Source organism: Variovorax sp. GW821-FHT09D07, assembly GCF_059416345.1.
In genome coordinates this window covers 290,842-312,822 of record NZ_JBWKOY010000007.1, presented here as the reverse complement: position 1 = coordinate 312,822, position 21,981 = coordinate 290,842, and the positions used below count along the sequence as shown (strand labels likewise).

The 21,981-nt window shown below is 67.2% G+C and carries 22 protein-coding genes; 6 read left to right on the top strand and 16 right to left on the bottom strand.

The window, feature by feature from the left end:
• Window positions 1-36: 36 nt before the first annotated feature.
• Window positions 37-456 (top strand): ferric iron uptake transcriptional regulator, encoded by a 420-nt coding sequence (gene fur / locus AC07OX_RS24260; protein ID WP_062481042.1) that lies wholly within the window; start codon window positions 37-39, stop codon window positions 454-456.
• A 59-nt stretch (window positions 457-515) separates the two neighbouring features.
• Here the strand turns inward: fur and hprK are convergent, their stop codons facing one another.
• The 4 genes from hprK to AC07OX_RS24240 form a co-directional block, all read right to left on the bottom strand.
• Window positions 516-1,475 (bottom strand): HPr(Ser) kinase/phosphatase, encoded by a 960-nt coding sequence (hprK, locus tag AC07OX_RS24255; protein WP_062481041.1) that lies wholly within the window; start codon window positions 1,473-1,475, stop codon window positions 516-518.
• A 101-nt stretch (window positions 1,476-1,576) separates the two neighbouring features.
• Entirely contained in the window at window positions 1,577-2,044 is a 468-nt protein-coding gene (locus AC07OX_RS24250; RefSeq protein WP_042581318.1) for a PTS sugar transporter subunit IIA, read from the bottom strand.
• A gap of 192 nt (window positions 2,045-2,236) precedes the next feature.
• Window positions 2,237-2,566: a ribosome hibernation-promoting factor, HPF/YfiA family gene (gene hpf / locus AC07OX_RS24245; protein ID WP_013538898.1), complete on the bottom strand. Its 330-nt coding sequence runs from the start codon at window positions 2,564-2,566 to the stop codon at window positions 2,237-2,239.
• 320 nt (window positions 2,567-2,886) lie between these two features.
• Complete coding sequence (locus AC07OX_RS24240) at window positions 2,887-5,004, bottom strand: ATP-dependent helicase (protein ID WP_495262137.1); 2,118 nt, start codon at window positions 5,002-5,004, stop codon at window positions 2,887-2,889.
• Window positions 5,005-5,229: 225 nt separating this feature from the next.
• Here AC07OX_RS24240 and corA point away from each other — a divergent pair, with 225 nt between their 5' ends.
• Together corA and AC07OX_RS24230 are read left to right on the top strand one after the other, a co-directional pair.
• Window positions 5,230-6,216 (top strand): magnesium/cobalt transporter CorA, encoded by a 987-nt coding sequence (gene corA, locus AC07OX_RS24235; RefSeq protein WP_056584267.1) that lies wholly within the window; start codon window positions 5,230-5,232, stop codon window positions 6,214-6,216.
• Window positions 6,217-6,272: 56 nt separating this feature from the next.
• Window positions 6,273-7,025, top strand: coding sequence for a YoaK family protein (locus AC07OX_RS24230; protein WP_062481040.1), 753 nt, complete (start codon window positions 6,273-6,275; stop codon window positions 7,023-7,025).
• A gap of 9 nt (window positions 7,026-7,034) precedes the next feature.
• On the opposite strand, the gene AC07OX_RS24225 is transcribed toward AC07OX_RS24230, so the two are convergent.
• The 11 genes from AC07OX_RS24225 to AC07OX_RS24175 all read right to left on the bottom strand — a co-directional run bounded on the left by AC07OX_RS24225 (window position 7,035) and on the right by AC07OX_RS24175 (window position 18,677).
• The gene (locus tag AC07OX_RS24225; protein WP_495262136.1) at window positions 7,035-7,808 is read right to left on the bottom strand and encodes a 5'-methylthioadenosine/adenosylhomocysteine nucleosidase; all 774 of its coding nucleotides are present in this window, start codon (window positions 7,806-7,808) and stop codon (window positions 7,035-7,037) included.
• 3 nt (window positions 7,809-7,811) lie between these two features.
• The gene (locus AC07OX_RS24220) at window positions 7,812-9,443 is read right to left on the bottom strand and encodes an ABC transporter substrate-binding protein (RefSeq protein WP_070063394.1); all 1,632 of its coding nucleotides are present in this window, start codon (window positions 9,441-9,443) and stop codon (window positions 7,812-7,814) included.
• 47 nt (window positions 9,444-9,490) lie between these two features.
• Complete coding sequence (locus AC07OX_RS24215; RefSeq protein ID WP_495262135.1) at window positions 9,491-10,513, bottom strand: peptide ABC transporter ATP-binding protein; 1,023 nt, start codon at window positions 10,511-10,513, stop codon at window positions 9,491-9,493.
• Window positions 10,510-11,535 carry an ABC transporter ATP-binding protein gene (locus AC07OX_RS24210; RefSeq protein ID WP_495262134.1) on the bottom strand — a complete coding sequence of 342 codons (1,026 nt, stop codon included), beginning with the start codon at window positions 11,533-11,535 and terminating at the stop codon, window positions 10,510-10,512. The genes AC07OX_RS24215 and AC07OX_RS24210 overlap by 4 nt, the downstream gene beginning before the upstream one ends.
• Window positions 11,536-11,552: 17 nt before the next feature.
• A complete protein-coding gene (locus AC07OX_RS24205) occupies window positions 11,553-12,461 on the bottom strand; it encodes an ABC transporter permease subunit (RefSeq protein ID WP_095949747.1) in 909 nt (302 codons plus the stop codon).
• A 4-nt stretch (window positions 12,462-12,465) separates the two neighbouring features.
• Window positions 12,466-13,470, bottom strand: coding sequence for an ABC transporter permease subunit (locus tag AC07OX_RS24200; protein ID WP_095743299.1), 1,005 nt, complete (start codon window positions 13,468-13,470; stop codon window positions 12,466-12,468).
• Window positions 13,471-13,524: 54 nt separating this feature from the next.
• Entirely contained in the window at window positions 13,525-15,204 is a 1,680-nt protein-coding gene (locus tag AC07OX_RS24195) for a long-chain-fatty-acid--CoA ligase (protein ID WP_070063399.1), read from the bottom strand.
• A 100-nt stretch (window positions 15,205-15,304) separates the two neighbouring features.
• Window positions 15,305-16,804: an NAD(P)(+) transhydrogenase (Re/Si-specific) subunit beta gene (locus tag AC07OX_RS24190; protein WP_095949748.1), complete on the bottom strand. Its 1,500-nt coding sequence runs from the start codon at window positions 16,802-16,804 to the stop codon at window positions 15,305-15,307.
• Window positions 16,801-17,130: an NAD(P) transhydrogenase subunit alpha part 2 gene (locus tag AC07OX_RS24185; RefSeq protein WP_062481510.1), complete on the bottom strand. Its 330-nt coding sequence runs from the start codon at window positions 17,128-17,130 to the stop codon at window positions 16,801-16,803. The genes AC07OX_RS24190 and AC07OX_RS24185 overlap by 4 nt, the downstream gene beginning before the upstream one ends.
• Before the next feature lie 37 nt (window positions 17,131-17,167).
• Window positions 17,168-17,530: an aspartate 1-decarboxylase gene (gene panD / locus AC07OX_RS24180; protein ID WP_062481508.1), complete on the bottom strand. Its 363-nt coding sequence runs from the start codon at window positions 17,528-17,530 to the stop codon at window positions 17,168-17,170.
• 16 nt (window positions 17,531-17,546) lie between these two features.
• Window positions 17,547-18,677, bottom strand: a complete 1,131-nt coding sequence (locus tag AC07OX_RS24175; RefSeq protein ID WP_495262133.1) for a Re/Si-specific NAD(P)(+) transhydrogenase subunit alpha — start codon at window positions 18,675-18,677, stop codon at window positions 17,547-17,549.
• Between the two features lie 402 nt (window positions 18,678-19,079).
• On the opposite strand from AC07OX_RS24175, the gene AC07OX_RS24170 reads away from it, so the two are divergent.
• From AC07OX_RS24170 to AC07OX_RS24160, 3 genes are all read left to right on the top strand, one after another.
• Entirely contained in the window at window positions 19,080-19,802 is a 723-nt protein-coding gene (locus AC07OX_RS24170; RefSeq protein ID WP_495262132.1) for a response regulator transcription factor, read from the top strand.
• Between the two features lie 83 nt (window positions 19,803-19,885).
• Window positions 19,886-20,314 (top strand): DUF4019 domain-containing protein, encoded by a 429-nt coding sequence (locus tag AC07OX_RS24165; RefSeq protein WP_095949750.1) that lies wholly within the window; start codon window positions 19,886-19,888, stop codon window positions 20,312-20,314.
• A 28-nt stretch (window positions 20,315-20,342) separates the two neighbouring features.
• Complete coding sequence (locus AC07OX_RS24160; RefSeq protein WP_095743294.1) at window positions 20,343-20,816, top strand: NUDIX hydrolase; 474 nt, start codon at window positions 20,343-20,345, stop codon at window positions 20,814-20,816.
• A gap of 7 nt (window positions 20,817-20,823) precedes the next feature.
• Here AC07OX_RS24160 and mnmA read toward each other — a convergent pair whose 3' ends face one another.
• Window positions 20,824-21,924: a tRNA 2-thiouridine(34) synthase MnmA gene (gene mnmA / locus AC07OX_RS24155; RefSeq protein ID WP_492744374.1), complete on the bottom strand. Its 1,101-nt coding sequence runs from the start codon at window positions 21,922-21,924 to the stop codon at window positions 20,824-20,826.
• Between the last annotated feature and the right edge of the window lie 57 nt (window positions 21,925-21,981).

The window sequence follows — 21,981 nt, the reverse complement described above, 5'->3', positions numbered from 1 at the left end:
GAAGGCCCGGCCTCAGCCCAGGGCGCAGGAACCATCATGGCCAACATCGACGAACTCAAGAACACCGGCCTCAAGGCCACCTTGCCGCGACTGAAGATCCTCGAGATCTTCCAGACCGGCAGCCAGCGGCACATGACGGCGGAAGACGTCTTCCGCGTGCTGCTCAACGAACACTCCGACATCGGCCTGGCCACCGTGTACCGCGTGCTCACGCAGTTCGAGCAGGCCGGCATCCTCGAACGCAGCCACTTCGAAAGCGGCAAGGCGGTCTACGAACTGAACGAAGGCACGCACCACGACCACCTGGTCTGCACCTCGTGCGGCAAGGTCGAGGAGTTCTACGACGCCGAGATCGAACGGCGCCAGCAGATGATCGCCAAGGACAAGGGCTGGGTCCTGCAGGACCACGCCATGTCGCTGTACGGCCTGTGCGGCGACTGCGTCAAGAAGCGCTGACGCTGAAGACCTGCTGAAGCAGAAAGCGGCCCTTCACTTTGAAGGGCTTTTTTCTTTGCTCAGTCCGGATCGCGCCCGCTTTCCATCGCCTTGTGGTGGCGCGCCACGAAGTCGGCATAGGTGTCGATGCCGCGCAGCTGCAGGATCGAATTGCGCACTGCCGCTTCCACCAGCACGGCGATGTTGCGTCCGGCCACCACCTGGATGATGACCTTGCGCACCGGGATGCCCAGCACGTCCTGCGTGAGCGGCGCCGAGGGCATGCGCTCGTAGTCGCGCTCGAAGCTGTCGCGCCGCACAAGATGCACGATGAGCTTCAGGCGCATCTTCCGGCGCACGGCCGTCTCGCCGAAGATCGCGCGGATGTCCAGGAGGCCGATGCCGCGCACCTCCAGCAGGTTCAGCAGCAGGTCGGGGCAGCGCCCCTCGATGGTGTTCTGGTTGATGCGGTACAGGTCGACCGCGTCGTCGGCCACGAGGCCGTTGCCGCGCGAGATCAGCTCCAGGCCCAGCTCGCTCTTTCCGAGGCCCGACTCGCCCGTGATCATCACGCCCATGCCCAGGATGTCCATGAACACGCCGTGCATCGAGGTGCGCTCGGCGAAGTGCTTGGACAGGTAGGCGCGCAGCAGGTCGATCACGAAGGCCGACGACTCGCGCGTGGCAAACAGCGGCAGCTGGGCGCGTTCGCAGATCGACAGCAGCTCGTCGGGCGCGGCCTGGCCGTCGGCCAGCACCAGCATCGGCGGCTCCAGCGTGACGATGCGCCCGATGCGGCGCACGCAGTCTTCCTTGCTGCCGCGCGTGAGGTAGGCCACCTCGCGCGCGCCGAGGATCTGCACGCGGTACGGGTGGATGTAGTTCAGGTAGCCGACCAGGTCGGCGGCCGACTGTGCGCGGCTGATGACGTCGGGGTCGAACTGGCGCTCCGAGGCGCCCAGGCCCGCGAGCCATTCCCAGCGGAGCGACCCGCGGAACTCCTCGAACATGGCATCGGCGCTGATGACGGTCGGCTTCATGCGTGCGGCGGCCGGCGCGGGGCGCCGGCATTCTGGTCAGGATGGAGGGAGAGAAAAGCGTCGCCGCAGCTTATCAGCAGCGGCAGGCCCGGCACGGGCGCTCAGGCGACCTGGGTCGACTGCCAGCCGGCGATGAGGCCGTGCAGCGCGGCGGCGTCGGTGCTGGACTTGATCTGCTCGCGCAGGCCGGCGTCGCTCAGCAGCTCGGCAATTTCGGACAGGATTTCGAGGTGCTTCTGCGTGGCCGCTTCGGGCACCAGCAAGAAGATCAGCAGCGCCACGGGCTGCTCGTCGGGAGCGTCGAAGCCGATGGGGTTCGCCAGCTGGAACACCGCGGCCATCGGCGCCTTGAGGCCCTTGATGCGGCCATGCGGAATGGCGACGCCGTGGCCCAGACCGGTGGAGCCGAGGCGCTCGCGCGCAAACAGGCTGTCGGTGATGAGGGCACGGCCCAGACCGTGAAGGCTCTCGAACAGCAGGCCGGCTTCTTCGAAAGCACGTTTCTTGCTGGTGGCGTCAACGCTCACGAGCACTTGAGCGGGCGGCAGGATGGACGCGAGGCGATTCATGGTGGGGTCAGAGCGGGGGCGATTATGCACCTCCTCGGTAAAAACCCCCAGTCCCCCTAATTACTTTCGTCTACATGTGTTGCCGTGAGGCGTCGCTTCCTCTGGAGGCCCTTGCAAAGCCCCACCAATGTGGTCGGACAAACAAAAGGCCGCCCGAAGGCGGCCTGAGATGCGGGGCGCGGGGCCCGGCGTTTACATCACGCGCTTGGGCGCCACGTGATGGTGGTCCTGCAGGCGATCCTTGTGGCGGACCACCTGGCGGTCGAGCTTGTCGACCAGCTCATCAACCGCGGCGTACAGATCAGCGTGGCTCGATTCCGCGAACATGTCATTGCCCTTGACGTGAATGTTGCACTCCGCCCTTTGGCGGCGTTCCTTTTCCTTCTGCTTTTCCACCGTGAGGATCACCTTGACATCGACCACCTGGTCGAAATGTCGCGTGATCCGGTCCAGCTTGCTCGTGACGTAGGTGCGCAAGGCAGGTGTGACGTCGAGGTGATGACCGCTGATCGTCAAATTCATGAATGACCTCCTGAGAATTGACGGTTGGGGAAATGACCGCGCTCCGGGATGAAGCGTGGCCGGCGAAACAGGTGAGGTTGGGAGAGAGGGGAAAGAGGAAGGGAGATGAAGAAAGGGGGCGGTCGGATTCACTATGCCCAAGCTGTCACGGTATTGCAATACCGGGGCTTGCCCGAGTGACGGACCGGTGTATTGCATGCCCTAATCCGCTATTGATTCCATAGCTGCCCCTGTGCAGTGGCATGCCGTTGCGGCACATTGGAAGCAAGTGTTTCCATGTGCAGCGCGCAGTGACCCTCACGCCCGAAGGGCCGGCCCGTTCAGCGCCATGCGGCGCGCATGCGGTTGCGCAGGTCGATCACCGCGGCCGGCGGCGGCACCGCGGGTGGCAGCACCGGCGGCGGCGGCCAGGTCTGCAACTCGAAGCCCGCCAGGTCGGACTCGGTGATGAAGCGGGTGCGGTTGGCGTACAGGTGCCGGTCGCCACGCGCCGCCTGCTGCGTGATGTGGAAGCGCTGCGGCATCACCAGGTGCAGGTGATCGCGGGCCCGCGTCATCGCCACGTAGAGCAGGCGCCGTTCTTCTTCCAGCTCGTGCGCGCCCTGCGCCACGTCGGCCGGCATGCAGCCGTCGACCACGTTGATGACGTGCACCGAGTTCCACTCCTGGCCCTTGGCCGAATGGATGGTCGACAGGATCAGGTAGTCCTCGTCGAGCGAGGGCGGGCCGGGCCGGTCGCTGGTGGCTTCGGGCGGGTCGAGCGTGAGCTCGGTGAGAAAGCGCTCGCGCGAGCCATAGCCGGCCGCCAGCCGCGCCAGCTGCTCGACGTCGGCGCGTCGCACGCCCGAGGTGTCTTCGTACAGCCGCTCCAGATGCGGCTGGTACCACTGCATCGCCACCTCGACGTCGGCCGGCCACTGCAGCGACGGCGCGCGCAAGGCGGCATAGGCCTGAGCGAAGTCGGCCCACTGTTCGCGCGCGGCCGACGGCGGCACGAAGTCGCGCACGGCCGCGGCCGGGTCGGCCGCCTGGTCCATCGCGTCGAGCAGGCGCGTGCCGGTGGCCGGGCCCACGCCGGGAATGAGCTGCGTGACCCGGAAACCCGCCATGCGCCCGCGCGGGTTCTGCGCGAAACGCAGCACGGCGAGCAGGTCCTTCACGTGCGAGGCCTCGAGGAACTTGAGCCCGCCGAACTTCACGAACGGGATGTTGCGCCGTGCCAGCTCCAATTCGAGCGCCGCGCTGTGCGACGAGGTGCGAAACAGCACCGCCTGCGACTTCAGCGCCAGCCCGCCCTCGCGGTGCGCCAGGATCTTGTCGGCCACCCAGCGCGCCTGCCCGGCCTCGTCGGGCACGAGCACCAGCACCGGCTTGCCGGCCGAGGGCTTGTCGGTCCACAGCGTCTTGGCGTGCCGCTCGGCGGCCTGCGCGATGACGCGGTTCGACACGTCGAGGATCGGCTGCGTCGAGCGGTAGTTGCGCTCCAGCGTGACGATGCGCGCCTGTTGGCTGAATTGCGAAGGAAAGTCGAGGATGTTGCGCACCGTCGCGCCGCGGAACGAATAGATCGACTGCGCGTCGTCGCCCACCACCGTCACGCCGCGCCCGTCGGGCTTCATCGCGCGCAGGATCTCGGCCTGCAGCAGGTTGGTGTCCTGGTACTCGTCGACCAGCACGTGGTCGAAGCGTGCGCCGACGTGCGCGGCCAGCGCGGGCTCGGCGACCATCTCGGCCCAGTAGAGCAAGAGGTCGTCGTAGTCGAGCACGTTCTGCTGCTGCTTGGCCTCGACGTAGGCGCCGAAGAGCGTCTTGAGCTGCGCCTCCCACTCGGCGCACCAGGGAAAGCTGTCTTTCAGCACAACGGCCAGCGGCGCGCGCGTGTTCACGCAGCGCGAGTAGATCGACAGGCAGGTGCCCTTGCGCGGGAAGCGGTTGACCGTGGAGGACAGGCCCAGCTCATGCCGCACCAGCCCCATGAGGTCTTCGGCGTCGCCGCGGTCGTGGATGGTGAAGTTCTCGTCCAGTCCGATCTGCGCCGCGTATTCGCGCAGCAGCCGCGCGCCGATGCCGTGGAAGGTGCCGGCCCAGGGCAGCGCGGGCGGGCGCTCCGACTTCAGGCCCAGCACGCGCGCCAGCACCTGGCCCGCGCGGCGCTCCATTTCCTGCGCGGCGCGGCGCGAGAAGGTGAGCAACAGCAGGCGCTGCGGATCGACCCCGTCCGCGATCAGGTGCGCCACGCGGTGCGCCAGCGTGCTGGTCTTGCCCGAGCCGGCGCCGGCGATCACGAGCAGCGGCCGGTGGTCGGCGCCGACCGCCGCGCCCACGCCATGCTCGACCGCCGCGCGCTGGTCGTCGTTGAGCGCGGCGAGCGCCGCGGCCAGGCGCTCGGCTTGCGTCTTCGGCGGGGTGGAAAGAACGGGGGACGCAGGGGTCTGCATGGGCACGACTTTACTGTATGTCCGTCCAGTTCGCGTGCCTTGTCGCCCTGTGGCCGGTGACATAATCGCGCCTCGCTGCAACCGGAGACTCCCCTTGGAAACCGCCCCGTCTCGGCAGCTTTCAACTCCCTGGCGACGCTGCGCGTGATGTACTGACGCCGGGTCCGCGGGAATTGAAAGCGCCCCGCCCTCGCCCATCGTTCAGTCACCCCCGGGAGTGAGCCCATGCTCAACATCTTTACGCTCGCCAACGGCCGCCTCGTCCAGGAAGAGATCGAGTCGCTCGAAGAGCTCTCCAAGTTCCAGCCGATCTGGGTCGACCTCGAGTCGCCCACGCTCGAGGAAAAGCGCTGGATCAAGCAGTACTACGGCCTCTCGATTCCCGAAGACGCGATGGACGAGGACATCGAGGAATCGGCCCGCTTCTACGAGGAAGACAACGGCGAACTGCACATCCGCTCCGACTTCTTGATCGACGACGACGAAGACCCGCGCACGGTGCGCGTCGCCTTCATCCTCAACCAGCACAACACCGACCTGCGCAGCCGCGGCGTGCTGTTCTCGATCCACGACGAAGACGTGCCCGTGTTCCGCCTGCTGCGCATGCGCGCACGCCGCGCGCCGGGGCTGATCGAAGACGCCAAGGAAGTGATGCTCAAGCTCTTCGACGCCGACGCCGAATACTCGGCCGACACGCTGGAGAACATCTACGACGAACTCGAGGTGGCGGGCAAGAAGGTGCTGTCGGGCAACGTCAGCGACGAGCTGGCCGGCGAGGTGCTCGGCGCCATCGCGCGGCAGGAAGACTTGAACGGCCGCATCCGCCGCAACGTGATGGACACGCGCCGCGCCGTGAGCTTCATGATGCGCAGCAAGATGCTCAACGCCGAGCAGTTCGAAGAGGCGCGGCAGATCCTGCGCGACATCGAATCGCTGGACAACCACACGGCCTTCCTCTTCGACAAGATCAACTTCCTGATGGATGCGACCGTCGGTTTCATCAACATCAACCAGAACAAGACCATCAAGATCTTCTCGGTGGCCAGCGTCGCGCTGCTGCCGCCCACGCTGATCGCGAGCATCTACGGCATGAACTTCAAGTTCATGCCCGAGCTCGACTGGGCCATGGGCTACCCCTACGCCATCGCGCTGATGGCGGCGAGCGCGCTGGTGCCGATGTGGTACTTCCGCCGGCGCGGCTGGCTCAAGTAGCTCTTCACACTGGGTGCTAGAGTGGCTGTCGGCAGGCAGCTGACCTGGAGAGCCCCGTGCGCAGACTTCGTTTTCTCACCAACCGCCACCGCGCGCCGTCGACGAACACCGCGCTCGGACTGCTGCTGGCCTTCAACGCCGGCGCCATCAATGCGGGCGGCTTCCTCGTGCTGCACATGTACACCTCGCACATGACCGGCTTCGCCTCGCAGCTGGCGGACGGCATGGTGCTGGGCAACCTCACGCTGCTGCTGAATGCGCTGGGCGCGATCCTGGCGTTCGTGAGCGGCGCCGCGGTCTGCGCGGTGCTGGTGAACTGGGCGCGGCAGCACCGGCTGCATGGCGTGTATGCGCTGCCGCTGCTGCTGGAGGCCGCGCTGATGTTCCCGTTCGGGCTCGCCGGCGCCATCACGCTGACCTGGGCCACGCCGTTCGCGGTGCCGCTCACGGTGCTGCTGCTGTCGTTCATCATGGGCCTGCAGAACGCCGTGGCGTCGAAGACCTCGGGCGGCAGCACGCGCACCACCCACATGACCGGCAACATCACCGACGTGGGGATCGAGCTGGGCAAGATGCTCTACTGGAACCGGCGCGCGCCGTCCACGCCACTGCCGGTGCGCCACGACCGCAGCAGGCTGCGCCGCTGCGGCGGGCTGGTCGCGATGTTCGTGCTCGGCGGCGCCGTGGGTGCGCTGGGCTTCAAGCACGTGGGCTTCATCTGTGTCGTGCCGCTGGCCGCGCTGCTGCTGGCGCTGTCGATCCCGCCGCTGCTGCGCGACCTGCCGCAGTTGCGCCGGCTCGCGCCGTAGGCGGGTTCTTCAGGCCGCGTCGCGCGGCAGGGCGGCGAGCCAGGCGTCGACGAGCGCGAGGCTGTAGCGGCTCGCCACCTCGGCCACGAAGCGCGTGAAGTCACCGTGCGCGGCATCGTCGGCGCGGTCCGAGATGGTCCGCAGTGCCGCGAAGGGCACGCCGTAGTCGTGGCAGGCCTGCGCCATCGCCGCGCCTTCCATCTCGACGGCGAGCGCATCGGGCAGCGAGCGTTGCAGGGCCCCACACTCCGCGGTGGTCGACACGAAGCGGTCGCCGCTGATCAGCAGGCCCCGATGCACCTTCGGTGAACGCAGATGGAACTCATCGACCGCCTTCTGCCCCACCAGGCCCACCGGATCGCGCAGCGTGCCTTCGGCCACCGCCGCCAGCGCATCGCCGATGGCCGCATCGGCCGCGAAGCGCGAACGCCCCATCAGCGGCACCTCGTACTTCGGAAAGATCGGCGAGGCGTCCATGTCGTGCTGCAGCAGCTCGGTCGCCACGACCACGTCGCCGACGTTCACGCCCGGCGCCAGCCCGCCCGCCACGCCCGTGAACACGATCGCCCGCACGCCGAAGCGCTCGAGCAGCACCGTGGCCGTGACCGCCGCCGCGACCTTGCCGATGCGCGACAGCACCGCGACCACGGGCTGGCCCTGCAGGTGGCCGACCCAGAAGTCGCGGCCGGCCACGTGCACGCGCTGCTCGTCGGGCATGCGCGCGAGGAGCGCACTGAGCTCCTCGTGCATGGCCGCGACGATGGCGATGGGCGCAGCGGCCATGGCTTACTTGATATCCACGCCGTAGAAGGTGTGGCGGCCGAACGGACTCAATTTGAAGTCGACCACTTCCTTGCGCACCGGCTTCAGCTGCACCGCGTGCGCGATGGTGAACCACGGCGCCTGCTCCTTGAAGATGACCTGCGCCTTCTTGTAGAGCGCGTCGCGCTCCGACTGCTTGGTCGCGCTCTTGGCCTTCACCACGAGGTCTTCGTAGGGCTGGTAGCAGAACTTCGAGATGTTGCTGCCGCTGGCCGACTTGGCCGAGGCGCAGCCCAGCAGGGTGTACATGAAGTTGTCCGGATCGCCGTTGTCGCCAGTCCAGCCCAGCATGCCCATCTGGTGTTCGCCGGCCTGCAGGCGCTTGCGGTACTCGCCCCACTCGAAGCTCTTGATCTCGGCCTTGACGTTGATCTTGGCCAGGTCGGCCTGCATCAGCTCGGCGATGCGCTTGGCGTTCGGGTTGTACGGGCGCTGCACCGGCATGGCCCACAGGTCGGTGCTGAAGCCGTCGGGGAAGCCGGCCTGCGCCAGCAGTTTCTTGGCGGCCTCGGGGTCGTACGGGTCGTCCTTGACGGCATCGTTGTAGGACCACAGCGTGGGCGGGATCGGGTTCTTCGCGGCCACGCCGGTCGTGAGGTACACGCCGTCGATGATGGCCTTCTTGTTGATCGCCATGTTGATGGCCTTGCGCACGCGCACGTCGTCGAAGGGCTTCTTCGTCGTGTTGTACGAGAGGTAGCCGACGTTCAGGCCCGGCTGCTCCAGCACCTGCACGTTCGGGTCCTTGCGGATCGCGTCGAGGTCGGCCGGGTTCGGGTAGGGCATGACGTGGCACTCGCCCTTTTGCAGCTTGGCCCAGCGCACAGAGGCATCGGGCGTGATTGCGAACACGAGGTCGTCGATCTTGGCCTTGCCGCCCCAGTACTGCGGGAAGGCCTTGAAGCGGATGATCGCGTCCTTCTGGTACTGCACGAGGTAGAACGGGCCGGTGCCGACCGGGTCCTGGTCGACCTTCTCGGGCGTGCCGGCCTTCAGCATCGCGATCGCGTACTCCTTCGACTGGATGCCCGCGTACTGCATCGCCAGGTTCGCGAGGAACGGCGCCTCGGCCTGGTTGAGCGTGATCTTCACCGTGTGGTCGTCGATGCGGTCCACCGACTTCAGCAGCTTGGGCATGCCCATGTCGTTGAAGTAGGAGTGGTTCTGGCTCGTGACCTTGAAGAAGGGGTCGCTCTCCTTCCACTGGCGCTCGAGCATGAAGATGAAGTCGTCGGCGTTGAAGTCGCGCGTGGGCTTGAAGCTCTTGCTCGTGGTGTGCCACTTCACGCCCTTGCGCAGGTGGAAGGTGTACACGGTGCCGTCGGCCGAGATGTCCCATTTTTCAGCCAGGCCCGGCATGACCTTGGTGCCGCCGCGCTCGAACTCGACGATGGTGTTGTAGACCTGCGTGGTCACGTCGAAGGACGTGCCGGTGGTGTTCATGCCCGGATAGAAGTTTTCCGGGCTTCCTTCGGAGCAGTACACCAACGTCTTGGCTGACACGGCGCCGCAGGCCAGGGTAAGGGCCGTGAGCGCTGCCGGTGCCAGGAGCGCCAGCTTTTGTGAGCGGCGCGAAACGGAGGACTGGGTCTTCATGGGGACTCCTCGAGACAGGGTTGAAAAAATCGCCACTCCACTCTTCTTCAGGACGCGGCGAGCACGGGACCATCGGCGCGCACGGCAGGCGCGCCATCGAGAAACTGCTCGGCGTAGTGGCAGGCCACCAGCCGCTCGTCGAGCGCGCGCAGCACGGGACGCTCTTCGCGGCAGCGCGGCTGCACATGCGGGCAGCGCGTGCTGAAGACGCAGCCCGAGGGCGGGTCTAGCGGCGACGGCAGCTCGCCCTTGAGCACGATGCGCTGGCTGCTCAGGCCCGGCGTCGAGGCCAGCAGCGCCTGCGTGTAGGGATGCAGCGGCCGCGCGAAGATGCGCGACTTGGGGCCCTGCTCCACCGCATGGCCCAGGTACATCACGAGCACGTCGTGCGCGATGTGGCGCACCACGCCCAGGTCGTGCGAGATGAAGAGGTAGGCCAGGCCCAGCTCGGCCTGCAGGTCGGCCAACAGGTTCAGCACCTGCGCCTGGATCGACACGTCGAGCGCCGACACCGGCTCGTCGGCCACCAGCAGGCGCGGCGACAGCATGAGCGCGCGCGCGATGGCGATGCGCTGGCGCTGGCCGCCCGAGAACATGTGCGGGTAGCGGTTGGCGTACTCGGGGCGCAGGCCGACGCGGGCCAGCATCTCTCGTGCTTTTTCGGAACGCTCCGGCTTGCTCAACGAGGTGTTGATGGCCAGCGGGTCTTCGAGCACCGCCGAAATTTTCTTGCGCGGGTTGAGCGAGCCATATGGGTTCTGGAACACCAGCTGCACCGCCTGACGCAGCTCGCGCTTGCGCTCATGCGGCGGGCTCACGGCATCGGCACCGATCAGCGTCAGCTGCCCGGCGGTGGGTTTCTCGATCAGCGCGACCATGCGCGCGAGCGTCGACTTGCCGCAGCCCGATTCGCCCACCACCGCGAGCGTGCGCCCGCGTTCGAGGCGAAACGAGATATCGCCCACGGCGCGCAGCTGCGCCGGCGCGCGGAACAATCCGCGCCGCACGGCGTAGGTGCGCTGCAGGTTGCGCGCCTCGGCGACGATCTCCGGTGGCGATGCGTCGCTCATGGCAGCACCTCCGCGATGGCCGCGCGCGGCGGGTCGTGCGCGATGGCTTCGGCGCGACCCGGCTCGCCGAGCGGAAAGTGGCAGCGCACCTCGGCGCCCTGCCACGAACGCAGCGCCGGTCGCACCTGGCAGGCGCGCTCGGTCACGTAGCCGCAGCGCGGCGCAAACAGGCAGCCCGCGGGCCGGTCGTGCACGCCGGGCACCACGCCGCTGATGGTGGCGAGCCGGCCCTCGGGCGCGGCACGCTCGGGCAGCGCCGCGAGCAGCGCCTCGGTGTAGGGATGCTGCGGCGATGCGAACAGGCGGTCGACGCGCTGGTGCTCCATCACCTGCCCCGCGTACATCACGGCGATGCGCTGCGCCATCTCGCTGACCACACCCATGTTGTGCGTGATGAGCACCAGCGCCATGCCGCGCTCCTTCTGCAGGTCGCGCAGCAGGTCGAGGATCTGCGCCTGGATGGTCACGTCGAGCGCGGTGGTCGGCTCGTCGGCGATCAACAGGCGCGGGTTGCAGGCGATGGCCATGGCGATCATCACGCGCTGGTTCATGCCACCCGAGAGCTGGTGCGGGTAGCTGCCCAGGCGTGACGAGGCGGCGGGAATGCCGACCTGCTCGAGCAGTTCGATCGCGCGCTTCTTCGCTTCGCGCTTGTCGAGCTTCAGGTGCAGGCGCAGCGTTTCCATCAGCTGGAAGCCGATGGTGAAGCAGGGGTTGAGGCTGGTGGTCGGCTCCTGGAAGATCATCGCGACCTCCTTGCCGACCAGCGTGCGGCGCGCCTTGTCGGAGATGCCGAGCAAGTCCTTGCCCGCAAAGCGCATGTGGTCCGCGCGCACGCGGCCCGGAAAGCCGACGAGGCCCATGAGCGCCATCATCGTGACGCTCTTGCCCGAGCCCGACTCGCCGACGATGCCGAGCACCTCGCCCTCTTCGAGCGTGAGGCTCACGCCGTCGACGGCGTGCAGCACGCCGCCCTGCGTGGGGAACTCGACGTGCAGGTCCTTGATGTCCAGCAAAGGCATCTGTGCTCTCCTTTGCGTCAGCGCTTGAGCTTCGGGTCGAGCGCATCGCGCAGCCCGTCGCCCAGCAGGTTGAAGGCCAGCACGGCCGCAAGGATGGCGAGGCCCGGGAAGGTCACGACCCACCACGCGCGCAGCACGAACTCGCGCGCATCGGCCAGCATCGTGCCCCACTCGGGCGACGGTGGCTGTGCGCCCAGGCCGATGAAGCCGAGCGCCGCCGCGTCGAGGATGGCGGTCGAGACGCCCAGCGAGGCCTGCACGATCAGTGGCGCCGAACAGTTGGGCAGCACCTCGCGGAACATCAGGCGCAGCGTGCTGGCGCCGCTCACGCGCGCCGCGGTCACGTAGTCGCGCGAGACCTCGGCGATGACCGTGGCGCGCGTGATGCGCACGTAGTGCGGCAGCACCACGATGGCCACCGCGAGCATGGCGTTGACGAGCCCCGGCCCGAGGATCGCGACGATCACGATGGCCATCAGCAGGCTGGGCATCGTGAGGATGATGTCCATCATCCGCATGATCGCGATCTCCAGCGCGCCGCGGAAGAAGCCGGCGACGAGCCCGAGCACCACGCCCACCACCACCGACAGCGCCACCACCGCGACGCCGATCGACAGCGACAGCCGCGCGCCGTGCATGAGCCGCGACAGGATGTCGCGCCCGATGGCGTCCGTGCCCAGCAGGTAGGTCCACGAGCCGCCCTCCTGCCAGGCCGGCGGCTTGAGGAACGCGGCGGCGTTGGTTTCGTTCGGTGCATGCGGCGCGATCCACGGTGCGAACAACGCCACCAGCAGCAGCACCACGATGGTGACGAGGCCGATGACCGCGCCCCGGTTCGCCGAGAAGGCGGTCCAGAACTCGCGCCAGGGACCCGGAGGCGCCGAGGCCTGCGAGCCGGGGGGAACTGCGTGGGTGTTGCTCGTCATCGACTCAGTGCCTGATCCGCGGGTTGATGACGCCGTAGGCGATGTCCACCAGCAGGTTGAGCAGCATCACGATGCCGCCCAGCAGCAGCATGCCGCCCTGCAGCACGGGGTAGTCGCGCCGGCCGATGGCCTCGATGAGCCACTTGCCGACGCCAGGCCAGGAGAAGATGGTCTCGGTGAGGATCGCGCCGGTGAAGAGCACGCCGATCTGCAGGCCGATCACCGTGACGACCGGGATCAGCGCGTTGCGCAGCGCATGCAGGCCCACCACGCGAAAGCGCGACAGGCCCTTGGCGCGCGCGGTGCGGATGTAGTCCTCGCCCAGCACCTCGAGCATGGCCGAGCGCGTCATGCGCGCAATGACGGCCAGCGGCACGGTGCCCAGCACGATGGCCGGAAGAATGAGGTGGTGCAGCGCCGACCAGAAGGCCTCGGTCTCGCCGGCGCGCAGCGCGTCGATCAGCAGGAAGCCGGTCTGCGGCTCGACGAAGTACTGCACCGAGATGCGGCCCGACACCGGCGTCCAGCCCAGCTGCACCGAGAAGAACAGGATGAGCAGCAGGCCCCACCAGAAGATCGGCATCGAGTAGCCGGTGAGCGACGTGGCCATCACGCCGTGGTCGAAGATGGAGTTGCGCCGCACCGCCGCGAGGATGCCGGCCGGCAGCCCGAGCAGCAGCGCGAAGAGAATCGCGCACACACCGAGCTCGACGGTGGCCGGAAAGAGCGCGAGGAACTCGCTCATCACGGTGTCTTGCGTGATGAGCGACTTGCCCAGGTCGCCCTGCAGCACGCGGCCGATGTAGATGCCGTATTGCACGAGCAGGGGCTTGTCCAGGCCCATGGCGGTGCGCAGCTCGGCGTGGCGCGCGGGGTCGATGCCGCGCTCGCCGGCCATCGTCTCGATGGGGTCACCCGGCACCAGCCGGATGAGAAAGAAGGCCAGCAGCGTCATGCCGATGAAGGTCGGCACGAGCAAGCCTAGGCGGACATAGATGAATCTGAGCATCGACCCGCGAATATGCAAGATCGATGCCCCGGCCCCACCCGGGCGGAACCCTTACTACTTCTTGCTATCCCGCAGTTCGCGCCGCAGGATCTTGCCCACCGGGGTCTTGGGCATGTCGGTGCGGAACTCGATCACGCGCGGCTGCTTGTAGCCCGTGAGGTTGGCGCGGCAGTACTCGCGCACCTGCGCTTCGGTGAGCGACTCGTCCTTCTTGACGATGACGAGCTTCACGGCCTCGCCGGTCTTGTCGTCGGGCACGCCGACCGCGGCGCATTCGAGCACGCCGGGCAGCATCGCCACCACGTCCTCGATCTCGTTCGGGTACACGTTGAAGCCCGACACCAGGATCATGTCCTTCTTGCGGTCGACCACCTTGAAGTAGCCGCGCTCGTCGACCACGCCGATGTCGCCGCTCTTGAAGTAGCCGTCGGGCGTCATGACCTTGGCGGTCTCGTCGGGGCGCTGCCAGTAGCCGGCCATGACCTGCGGGCCCTTGATGGCAATCTCGCCGCGCTCGCCGGTGGGCACTTCGTTGCCGTCGTCGTCGAGCAGCTTGAGCCAGGTGCTCGGCAGCGGCAGGCCGATGGTGCCGGTGTAGGCGGTGCTGTTGGTCGGGTTGCAGGTGGTCGAGGGCGAGGTTTCCGAGAGGCCGTAGCCTTCGCAGATGGGGCAGCCGGTTTTCTCGAGCCAGAGCTTGGCCACCGCGGCCTGCACCGCCATGCCGCCGCCGACCGAGACCTTCAGGTTCTTCCAGTTGACGGTGTTGAAGTCGGGGTGGTTCGCCAGCCCGTTGAACAGCGTGTTGACGGCCGGGAAGCTGTGGATGGTGTGCTTGGACAGTTCCTTGAGCACGCCGGGAATGTCGCGCGGGTTCGGGATCAGGATCAGCTTGCCGCCCGTGCGCATGCTCAGCATCATGCCGACCGTGAACGCGAAGATGTGATACAGCGGCAGCGCGCACACGCTGGTGGGCTGCTCGTTGGCCGGCACCTTGGCCATTACGGGCTCGTTCCAGGCCTCGGACTGCAGCACGTTGGCGATCACGTTGCGATGCAGCAGCACCGCGCCCTTGGACACGCCGGTGGTGCCGCCGGTGTACTGCAGCACGGCCACGTCGTCGGGGCCGGTGGCCACGGGCTTGAGCGAACCACCCGCGCCCTTGTCGAGCGCGTCGTTGAAGCGCACGGCGCCCGGCAGGCTGAAGTGCGGCACCAGCTTCTTGACGTTGCGCACCACGTAGTTGACCAGCGCGCCCTTCAGGAAGCCGAGCCGGTCGCCCATGGAGGCCAGCACGATGTGCTTGATCGGCGTGCTCGCGATGCACTGCTGCAGCGTGGTGCCGAAGTTCTCCATGATGACGATCGCCTTGGCGCCCGAGTCCTTGAGCTGGTGCTCGAGTTCGCGCGGCGTGTACAGCGGGTTCACGTTCACCAGGATCAGGCCGGCGCGCAGGATGGCCGCCACCGCGATCGGGTACTGCGGGCAGTTGGGCATCATCGCGGCGACGCGGTCGCCCTTCACGAGGCCCAGGCCCTGCAGGTAGGCCGCGAAGGCCTTGCTGAGCTTGTCGGTCTCGCCGTAGCTCACGTCCTTGCCCATGAAGCTGTAGGCCGTGCGGTCGGCGTACTTGGTGAAGCTCTCCTCCATGAGCGCCACCAGCGACGGGTAGTGCGACGCGTCGATGTCGGCGGGCACGCCTTGCGGGTAGCTGCTGAGCCAGGGGCGTTCGGTCATGGATGTGTCTCCTCGGAGTCGGATGAGTTTTTAAAAACGAAAACGGCGCACGTGAGGCGCCGCGACGATCAGGCCCGCATCGCGGGCACGGACCTTCGGCCTATTCGATGGCCTTGCCCATATCTTCCACTACTTTTTTCGCATCGCCAAAGACCATCATGGTCTTGTCCATGTAGAAGAGCTCGTTGTCCAGGCCCGCGTAGCCGGCGGCCATGGAGCGCTTGTTCACGATGACGGTCTTGGCCTTGTAGGCTTCCAGGATCGGCATGCCGTAGATCGGCGTGCCCTTGGTGAGCGCGGCCGGGTTCACCACGTCGTTGGCGCCCAGGATGATCGCCACGTCGGCCTGCGCGAACTCGCCGTTGATGTCCTCCATCTCGAACACCTGGTCGTAGGGCACCTCGGCCTCGGCCAGCAGCACGTTCATGTGGCCCGGCATGCGGCCGGCCACGGGGTGGATGGCGTACTTCACCTTGACGCCCTTGTGCGTGAGCTTCTCGGCCAGTTCGTTCACGGCGTGCTGGGCGCGCGCCACGGCCAGGCCGTAGCCCGGCACGATGATCACCGTCTCGGCGTTGGACAGCATGTAGGCCGCATCGTCCGCGCTGCCGCTCTTCACGGGGCGCTGTTCCTTGGCGCCGTCGGTGGCGGTGGTTGCCTCGCCGCCGAAGCCGCCCAGGATCACGTTGAAGAACGAGCGGTTCATGGCCTTGCACATGATGTAGCTCAGGATCGCACCCGAAGAGCCCACCAGCGAACCGGCCACGATCAGCATCGCGTTGTTCAGGCTGAAGCCGATGCCGGCCGCCGCCCAGCCCGAGTAGCTGTTGAGCATCGACACCACCACCGGCATGTCGGCGCCGCCGATCGGGATGATGATGAGCACGCCCATCACGAAGGCCAGCGCCAGCATCGCGAAGAACGCCGGCCAGCTCTCGGTGGCCACGAACACCAGACCCAGGGCGATGGTCGCCAGGCCCAGCACCAGGTTCAGCATGTGCTGGCCCGAGAACTGCACCGGCGCGCCCTGGAACAGGCGGAACTTGTACTTGCCCGAGAGCTTGCCGAAGGCGATGACCGAGCCGCTGAAGGTGATGGCGCCGATGGCCGCCCCCAGGAACAGCTCGAGCCGGTTGCCATAAGGAATGGCATGGCGCACGAAGCCCTCGAAGAGGACCGCGCCGTCGGGCGTGCGCGCACCGACGACAGCCGCCACGGGCGCGGCCGTGATGCCGAAGGCCCAGGGCTCGGCCACCGCGGCCACGCCGATGAACACCGCGGCCAGGCCGATCATGCTGTGCATGAAGGCGACCAGCTCGGGCATCTTGGTCATCTCGACCTTGTTGGCCATGAAGGCGCCCAGGCCGCCACCGACCACGACGGCGGCCAGCACCCAGGCGATGCCGGTGGTGAAGTCGACGTTGAGGGCGCGCGCCTGCCCGTGGACCAGCGCGATGGTGGTCAGCACGGCGATCGCCATGCCGGTCATGCCGAAGATGTTGCCGCGGATCGAGGTGGTGGGATGGGACAGGCCCTTCAAGGCCTGGATGAAGCAGACGCTGGCAACGAGGTACAGCAGCGTGACGAGGTTCATGCTCACTTGGCGGCTCCCTCTGCAGCCTTGGGGGCGGCCTTCTTGTCTTTCTTCTTGAACATCTCGAGCATCCGGCGCGTGACCAGGAAGCCGCCGAAGACGTTCACCGCGGCCAGCGCCACGGCGAGCACGCCCATGGTCTTGCCCAGCGGCGTGGTGGTGAGCGCGGCGGCCAGCATGGCGCCCACGATCACGATGGCCGAGATGGCGTTGGTCACGGCCATGAGCGGCGTGTGCAGCGCGGGCGTGACGGTCCAGACCACGTGGTAGCCGACGTAGATGGCCAGCACGAAGATGGTCAGGTTGATGACGGTGTGCGAAACGATTTCCATGGTGTTGTGTTCTCCTCGTTCGGTCTTTCGTGCCCTGTCAGAGCTTCTTGACTTCGTTGATGCGGTTGGCATCGCCAAGCAGCACCACCTTGGGCTTGTAGTCGGCGGCTTCGGCCTCGGTCATGGGGGCGTAGGTGCAGATGATGAGCAGGTCGCCCACATGCGCCTTGCGCGCCGCCGCGCCGTTGAGCGAGATGGCGCCCGATCCGCGCGCCGCCTTGATGATGTAGGTCGAGAAGCGCTCGCCGTTGTTGACGTTGTACAGCTCGATCTTTTCGTACTCGCGCATGTCGGCCGCGTCGAGCAGGTCTTCGTCGATGCCGCACGAGCCTTCGTAGTGCAGGTCGGCTTCGGTCACGGTGGCGCGATGCAGCTTCGCGCGGAGCATGGTGCGGTTCATGGAAGGCAGCCTGCTCTTACTTGCGCGTGACCTGGCCGTCTTGCGTGACCCGGCAGGCGGCGACGATGTCGTCCTCGAGGTCGATCTTGAGCGCGCCTTCCTTCGTGACGACGAGCTTGAGGAAGTCGAGCACGTTGCGCGCATACAGCGCCGACGCGTCGGCCGCCACCAGCGCCGCGAGGTTGGTTTCGCCGACGATGGTCACGCCGTGCTTGACCACGGTCTTGTCGGCCTCCGACAGCGGGCAGTTGCCGCCGATGCCGTCGGCGCCCTTGCCGGCCGCGATGTCGACGATCACCGAGCCCGGCTTCATCGACTTGACCATGTCCTCGGTGACGAGGGTGGGCGCGGCGCGACCCGGGATGAGCGCGGTGCTGATGACCACGTCGGCCAGCGCGACGCGCTTGGCGACCTCGGCCTGCTGGCGCGTGAGCCAGCTGGCGGGCATCGGGCGGGCGTAGCCGCCGACGCCTTCGGCCGCGTCTTTCTCTTCCTGCGTCTCGTAAGGCACGTCGATGAACTTGCCGCCCAGCGACTCGATCTGTTCCTTGACGCTCGGACGCACGTCCGAGGCCTCGATGACGGCGCCCAGGCGCTTGGCCGTGGCAATGGCCTGCAGGCCGGCCACGCCGACGCCCAGGATGACGACGCGCGCGGCCTTCACGGTGCCGGCGGCGGTCATCAACATGGGGAAGAAGCGCTGGTACTTGTCGGCCGCGATCATCACGGCCTTGTAGCCGGCGATGTTGGCCTGCGAGCTGAGCACGTCCATGCTCTGGGCGCGCGTGGTGCGCGGCGCGGCTTCGAGCGCGAAGCCCGTGACGCCCGCGGCGGCCAGGCGCTGCAGGCCGGCCGCGTCGAAAGGATTGAGCATGCCGATGACGACCGCGCCGGCCTTCAGCTGCGCCGCTTCGGCGTCGCTGGGCGTGCGCACCTTGAGCACCATGTCGGCGGAGAGCGCCCCGGCCGCATCGGTGATCTCGGCGCCTGCCGCCTGGTACGCCGCGTCGGTGACGCTGGCTGCAATGCCGGCACCGGCCTGCACACGCACGGTATGCCCGGAGGCCACCAGTTTCTTCACCGTTTCGGGTGTAACGGCCACTCGGGTTTCGCCAGCCGCTGTCTCGGCAGGCACGCCTATCAACATAGAGTTCTCCTCAGGGGGAAGGGGCAGCACGGATTGCGGGCAGAGCTTACAGCAAGATTACAAGCGCACCTGTCGCCAGAATGCCGCGTTCTTTTTGCTGCTCAACGCCCGCAGGCACTGCACATGTAGCTATTTAATTGATAGCAAATTGGCGGCCGGCACGACCCCGGGGGAAACACGGGTGACCGCCGCAGAAGCGCTTGTGGCGCCTTCGCTCGCTCTGGTTCTAGATTGCAATCAACTAACACCAATTGGATTCAATTGGCAATTGAACCACATACATAAAATCAATTTGCGTGAATTAATAGCAATTCACAGCAATGATTTCAGACGCAGATAGATACACTTCGATTCATATTGCGGACACATAGAGGTCCACACAGGGCGGAACAAGGGAATGGAATGCGCATTGCAGTACTCGACACCGAGCCGGACCAACTCCGGTTGATCAACCAATCCATGGCGAGCCTCGGTCACGAGTGCCACACGTACGCCGCCGGCAAGGCGCTGCTGCACGCCATGCGCCGCGAAACCTTCGACCTGCTGGTCCTCGACTGGCGCCTGCCGGACATGAACGGCCCGGACGTCGTCAAGACGATCCGGCAGGACTACAAGAGCCGCATGCCGATCCTGTTCGTGACCGAGCACCACGACGACAGCGACATGGTCGAAGGCCTCAATGTCGGCGCCGACGACTTCATGGCCAAGCCGCTGCGCCCGATCGAGTTCGAAGCCCGCATCAACGCGCTGCTGCGCCGCGCCTACCCCTCGCGCAACGAGCCCGAAATGGTGTTCGGCCCGTACCACTTCTTTCCGCCCTCGCGCACCATCCGGGTCCACGGCGAGCTGGTCGAGCTGAAGAACCGCGAGTACGAACTCGCGCTCTTCCTGTTCCAGAACCTGGGGCGCCTGCTCTCGCGCGAGCACCTGCACGAGGCGGTCTGGGGGCTGGGGGTCGAGGCGCTGTCGCGCTCGCTCGACACCCACGTGTCGCGCCTGCGCACCAAGCTCGAGTTGCGCCCGTCGAACGGCTTCCTGCTGCTGGCGGTGTACGGACTGGGCTACCGGCTGGAAACCATCGAGGCCGATACACGGCCCGCCGCTGCAGCTTCCAACGCGCGCTGAGCACTTGCCCCGGCAGGCCGGGCGGGGAACCCCTCCTCCCCGTCGGCCTCCAACTTGTTCCGTCCGAACAAGTGCCCTTCCCCATGCCCCGGCTCCTCCTGGCCGCACTGCTCCTGCTGTGCAGCGGCCTGTTCCCCGCCCTCGCTGAAGACGTCGAGGCCAGCGACATGGTGCGCGGCGGACTGCAGGCGATCCAGATGATCGACCGGAACGAGGCCGGCGAGCTGTGGGACGGCGCCACGCCCGCCACCCGCAAGCGCATCACCCGCACCGACTTCGCCAGCAAGGTGGCCAGGAGCCGCGCCCCGCTCGGCGGGCCGCAGCAGCGCACCTGGGTGGCCGTGCACCGGCAGGTCGTGACCGACCCGGACGCCGATGCGGCCGGCCAGTACGTCAGCGTCGAGTACGAGACCCGCTTCGGCAACACCCCCGAGCGCACGCTGCGCGAACGGGTGAGCTTCCGGCTCGACGCCGACCGCATCTGGCGCTTCAGCGGCTATGTCGTGCGATAGCCGAGATGCCGATAGACTCGCGCCCACGATGCCCACACGCTGGAAACCCAATGTCACCGTGGCCGCGGTGATCGAGCAAGACGGCCGCTTCCTGCTTGTCGAAGAGCAGACCGACGACGGCCTGAAGCTCAACAACCCGGCCGGCCACCTCGACCCCGGCGAGTCGCCCGAGGACGGCTGCATCCGCGAGACGCTCGAGGAAACGGCCCACGCCTTCACGCCGACCGCGCTGCTGGGCGTGTACATGGCGCGCTCGGCCGAGCAGCCCGACGTGACCTACATGCGCTTTGCCTTCACCGGCGAACTGGGCGCGCGCGAGGAAGGCCGTGCGCTCGACGAAGGCATCGTGCGCACGCTGTGGATGAGCGTGGACGAGATCCGCGCCAGCGTGGCCCGCCACCGCAGCCCGCTGCTGCTGCGCTGCATCGAGGACTACCTCGCCGGCAAGCGCCACCCGCTCGCGCTGATCCACACCGAAGACAGCGTGCGGCAGCCCCGCTGAGGCCTGTTCAGACGATGACGCCGCCCCCGAGGCAGCGTTCGCCGTCGTACAGCACGGCCGACTGCCCCGGCGTGACCGCCCATTGCGGCGCTCCGAAGCGCAGGCTGAACGCGCCGTTGGCGCCCTCGGCCATCTCGCAGGCCGCATCGGCCTGCCGGTAGCGCGCCTTCGAACCGTAGGCGCCCGCGGTGGGCGCCTCGCCGGCGACCCAGCTCGCGTCGTCCGCCTTCAGTTCGGACGACAGCAGCCACGGATGGTCGTGGCCCTGCACCACCCACAGCGTGTTCTTCTCGACGTCCTTGCGCGCGACGAACCAGGGCGAATGGTCGCCCGCGCCGCGCTGGGCGCCCTTTTCCTTCACGCCGCCGATGCCCAGCCCCTGGCGCTGGCCCAGCGTGTAGAAGCTCAGGCCCTGGTGCTCGCCGAGCTTGCGGCCACGATCGTCCTTGATCGGGCCCGGCTCCTTGGAGATGTAGCGATTCAGGAAGTCGCGGAACGGCCGCTCGCCGATGAAGCAGATGCCGGTCGAGTCCTTCTTCTTCGCGTTGGGCAGGCCGATTTCTTCCGCGATGCGGCGCACCTCGGTCTTGTGCAGCTCGCCGACCGGGAACAGCGTCTTGGACAGCTGCGCCTGGTTCAGGCGGTGCAGGAAGTAGCTCTGGTCCTTCGAGTTGTCGAGCCCCTTGAGCAGCTCGTGCCGGCCCGTGGCCTCGTTCAGGCGCACGCGGGCGTAGTGGCCGGTGGCGATCTTCTCGGCGCCCAGCCGCATGGCGTGGTCGAGAAAGGCCTTGAACTTGATCTCGGCGTTGCACAGCACGTCGGGGTTCGGCGTGCGGCCGGCCTTGTACTCGCGCAGGAACTCGGCGAACACGCGGTCCTTGTAGTCGGCGGCGAAGTTGACGTGCTCGATCTCGATGCCCAGCACGTCGGCCACGCTGGCGGCGTCGATGAAGTCGATGTTCGACGAGCAGTACTCGCTGTCGTCGTCGTCTTCCCAGTTCTTCATGAAGATGCCGACCACCTCGTGCCCCTGCTGCTTGAGCAGGTGCGCGGTGACCGCGGAGTCCACCCCGCCGCTCAGCCCGACCACGATCCGTTGTTTTGCCATAAGCCCGCCATTGTCCCAGCCCGGCGACAGGGGCATCCGGCGTGTGGGAAATCGGGA

Bases quoted from the DNA above. Each gene is read 5' to 3' on its own strand.
- AC07OX_RS24165 (WP_095949750.1), top strand. From the start codon at position 19,886: ATGCCCCGGCTCCTCCTGGCCGCACTGCTCCTGCTGTGCAGCGGCCTG.
- mnmA (WP_492744374.1), bottom strand. From the start codon at position 21,924: ATGGCAAAACAACGGATCGTGGTCGGGCTGAGCGGCGGGGTGGACTCC.
- AC07OX_RS24240 (WP_495262137.1), bottom strand. From the start codon at position 5,004: ATGCAGACCCCTGCGTCCCCCGTTCTTTCCACCCCGCCGAAGACGCAA.
- hprK (WP_062481041.1), bottom strand. From the start codon at position 1,475: ATGAAGCCGACCGTCATCAGCGCCGATGCCATGTTCGAGGAGTTCCGC.
- AC07OX_RS24195 (WP_070063399.1), bottom strand. From the start codon at position 15,204: ATGACCGAACGCCCCTGGCTCAGCAGCTACCCGCAAGGCGTGCCCGCC.
- AC07OX_RS24205 (WP_095949747.1), bottom strand. From the start codon at position 12,461: ATGACGAGCAACACCCACGCAGTTCCCCCCGGCTCGCAGGCCTCGGCG.
- AC07OX_RS24160 (WP_095743294.1), top strand. From the start codon at position 20,343: ATGCCCACACGCTGGAAACCCAATGTCACCGTGGCCGCGGTGATCGAG.
- AC07OX_RS24200 (WP_095743299.1), bottom strand. From the start codon at position 13,470: ATGCTCAGATTCATCTATGTCCGCCTAGGCTTGCTCGTGCCGACCTTC.
- AC07OX_RS24210 (WP_495262134.1), bottom strand. From the start codon at position 11,535: ATGCCTTTGCTGGACATCAAGGACCTGCACGTCGAGTTCCCCACGCAG.
- AC07OX_RS24250 (WP_042581318.1), bottom strand. From the start codon at position 2,044: ATGAATCGCCTCGCGTCCATCCTGCCGCCCGCTCAAGTGCTCGTGAGC.
- AC07OX_RS24170 (WP_495262132.1), top strand. From the start codon at position 19,080: ATGCGCATTGCAGTACTCGACACCGAGCCGGACCAACTCCGGTTGATC.
- panD (WP_062481508.1), bottom strand. From the start codon at position 17,530: ATGAACCGCACCATGCTCCGCGCGAAGCTGCATCGCGCCACCGTGACC.
- corA (WP_056584267.1), top strand. From the start codon at position 5,230: ATGCTCAACATCTTTACGCTCGCCAACGGCCGCCTCGTCCAGGAAGAG.
- fur (WP_062481042.1), top strand. From the start codon at position 37: ATGGCCAACATCGACGAACTCAAGAACACCGGCCTCAAGGCCACCTTG.
- AC07OX_RS24220 (WP_070063394.1), bottom strand. From the start codon at position 9,443: ATGAAGACCCAGTCCTCCGTTTCGCGCCGCTCACAAAAGCTGGCGCTC.
- AC07OX_RS24215 (WP_495262135.1), bottom strand. From the start codon at position 10,513: ATGAGCGACGCATCGCCACCGGAGATCGTCGCCGAGGCGCGCAACCTG.
- hpf (WP_013538898.1), bottom strand. From the start codon at position 2,566: ATGAATTTGACGATCAGCGGTCATCACCTCGACGTCACACCTGCCTTG.
- AC07OX_RS24185 (WP_062481510.1), bottom strand. From the start codon at position 17,130: ATGGAAATCGTTTCGCACACCGTCATCAACCTGACCATCTTCGTGCTG.
- AC07OX_RS24225 (WP_495262136.1), bottom strand. From the start codon at position 7,808: ATGGCCGCTGCGCCCATCGCCATCGTCGCGGCCATGCACGAGGAGCTC.
- AC07OX_RS24175 (WP_495262133.1), bottom strand. From the start codon at position 18,677: ATGTTGATAGGCGTGCCTGCCGAGACAGCGGCTGGCGAAACCCGAGTG.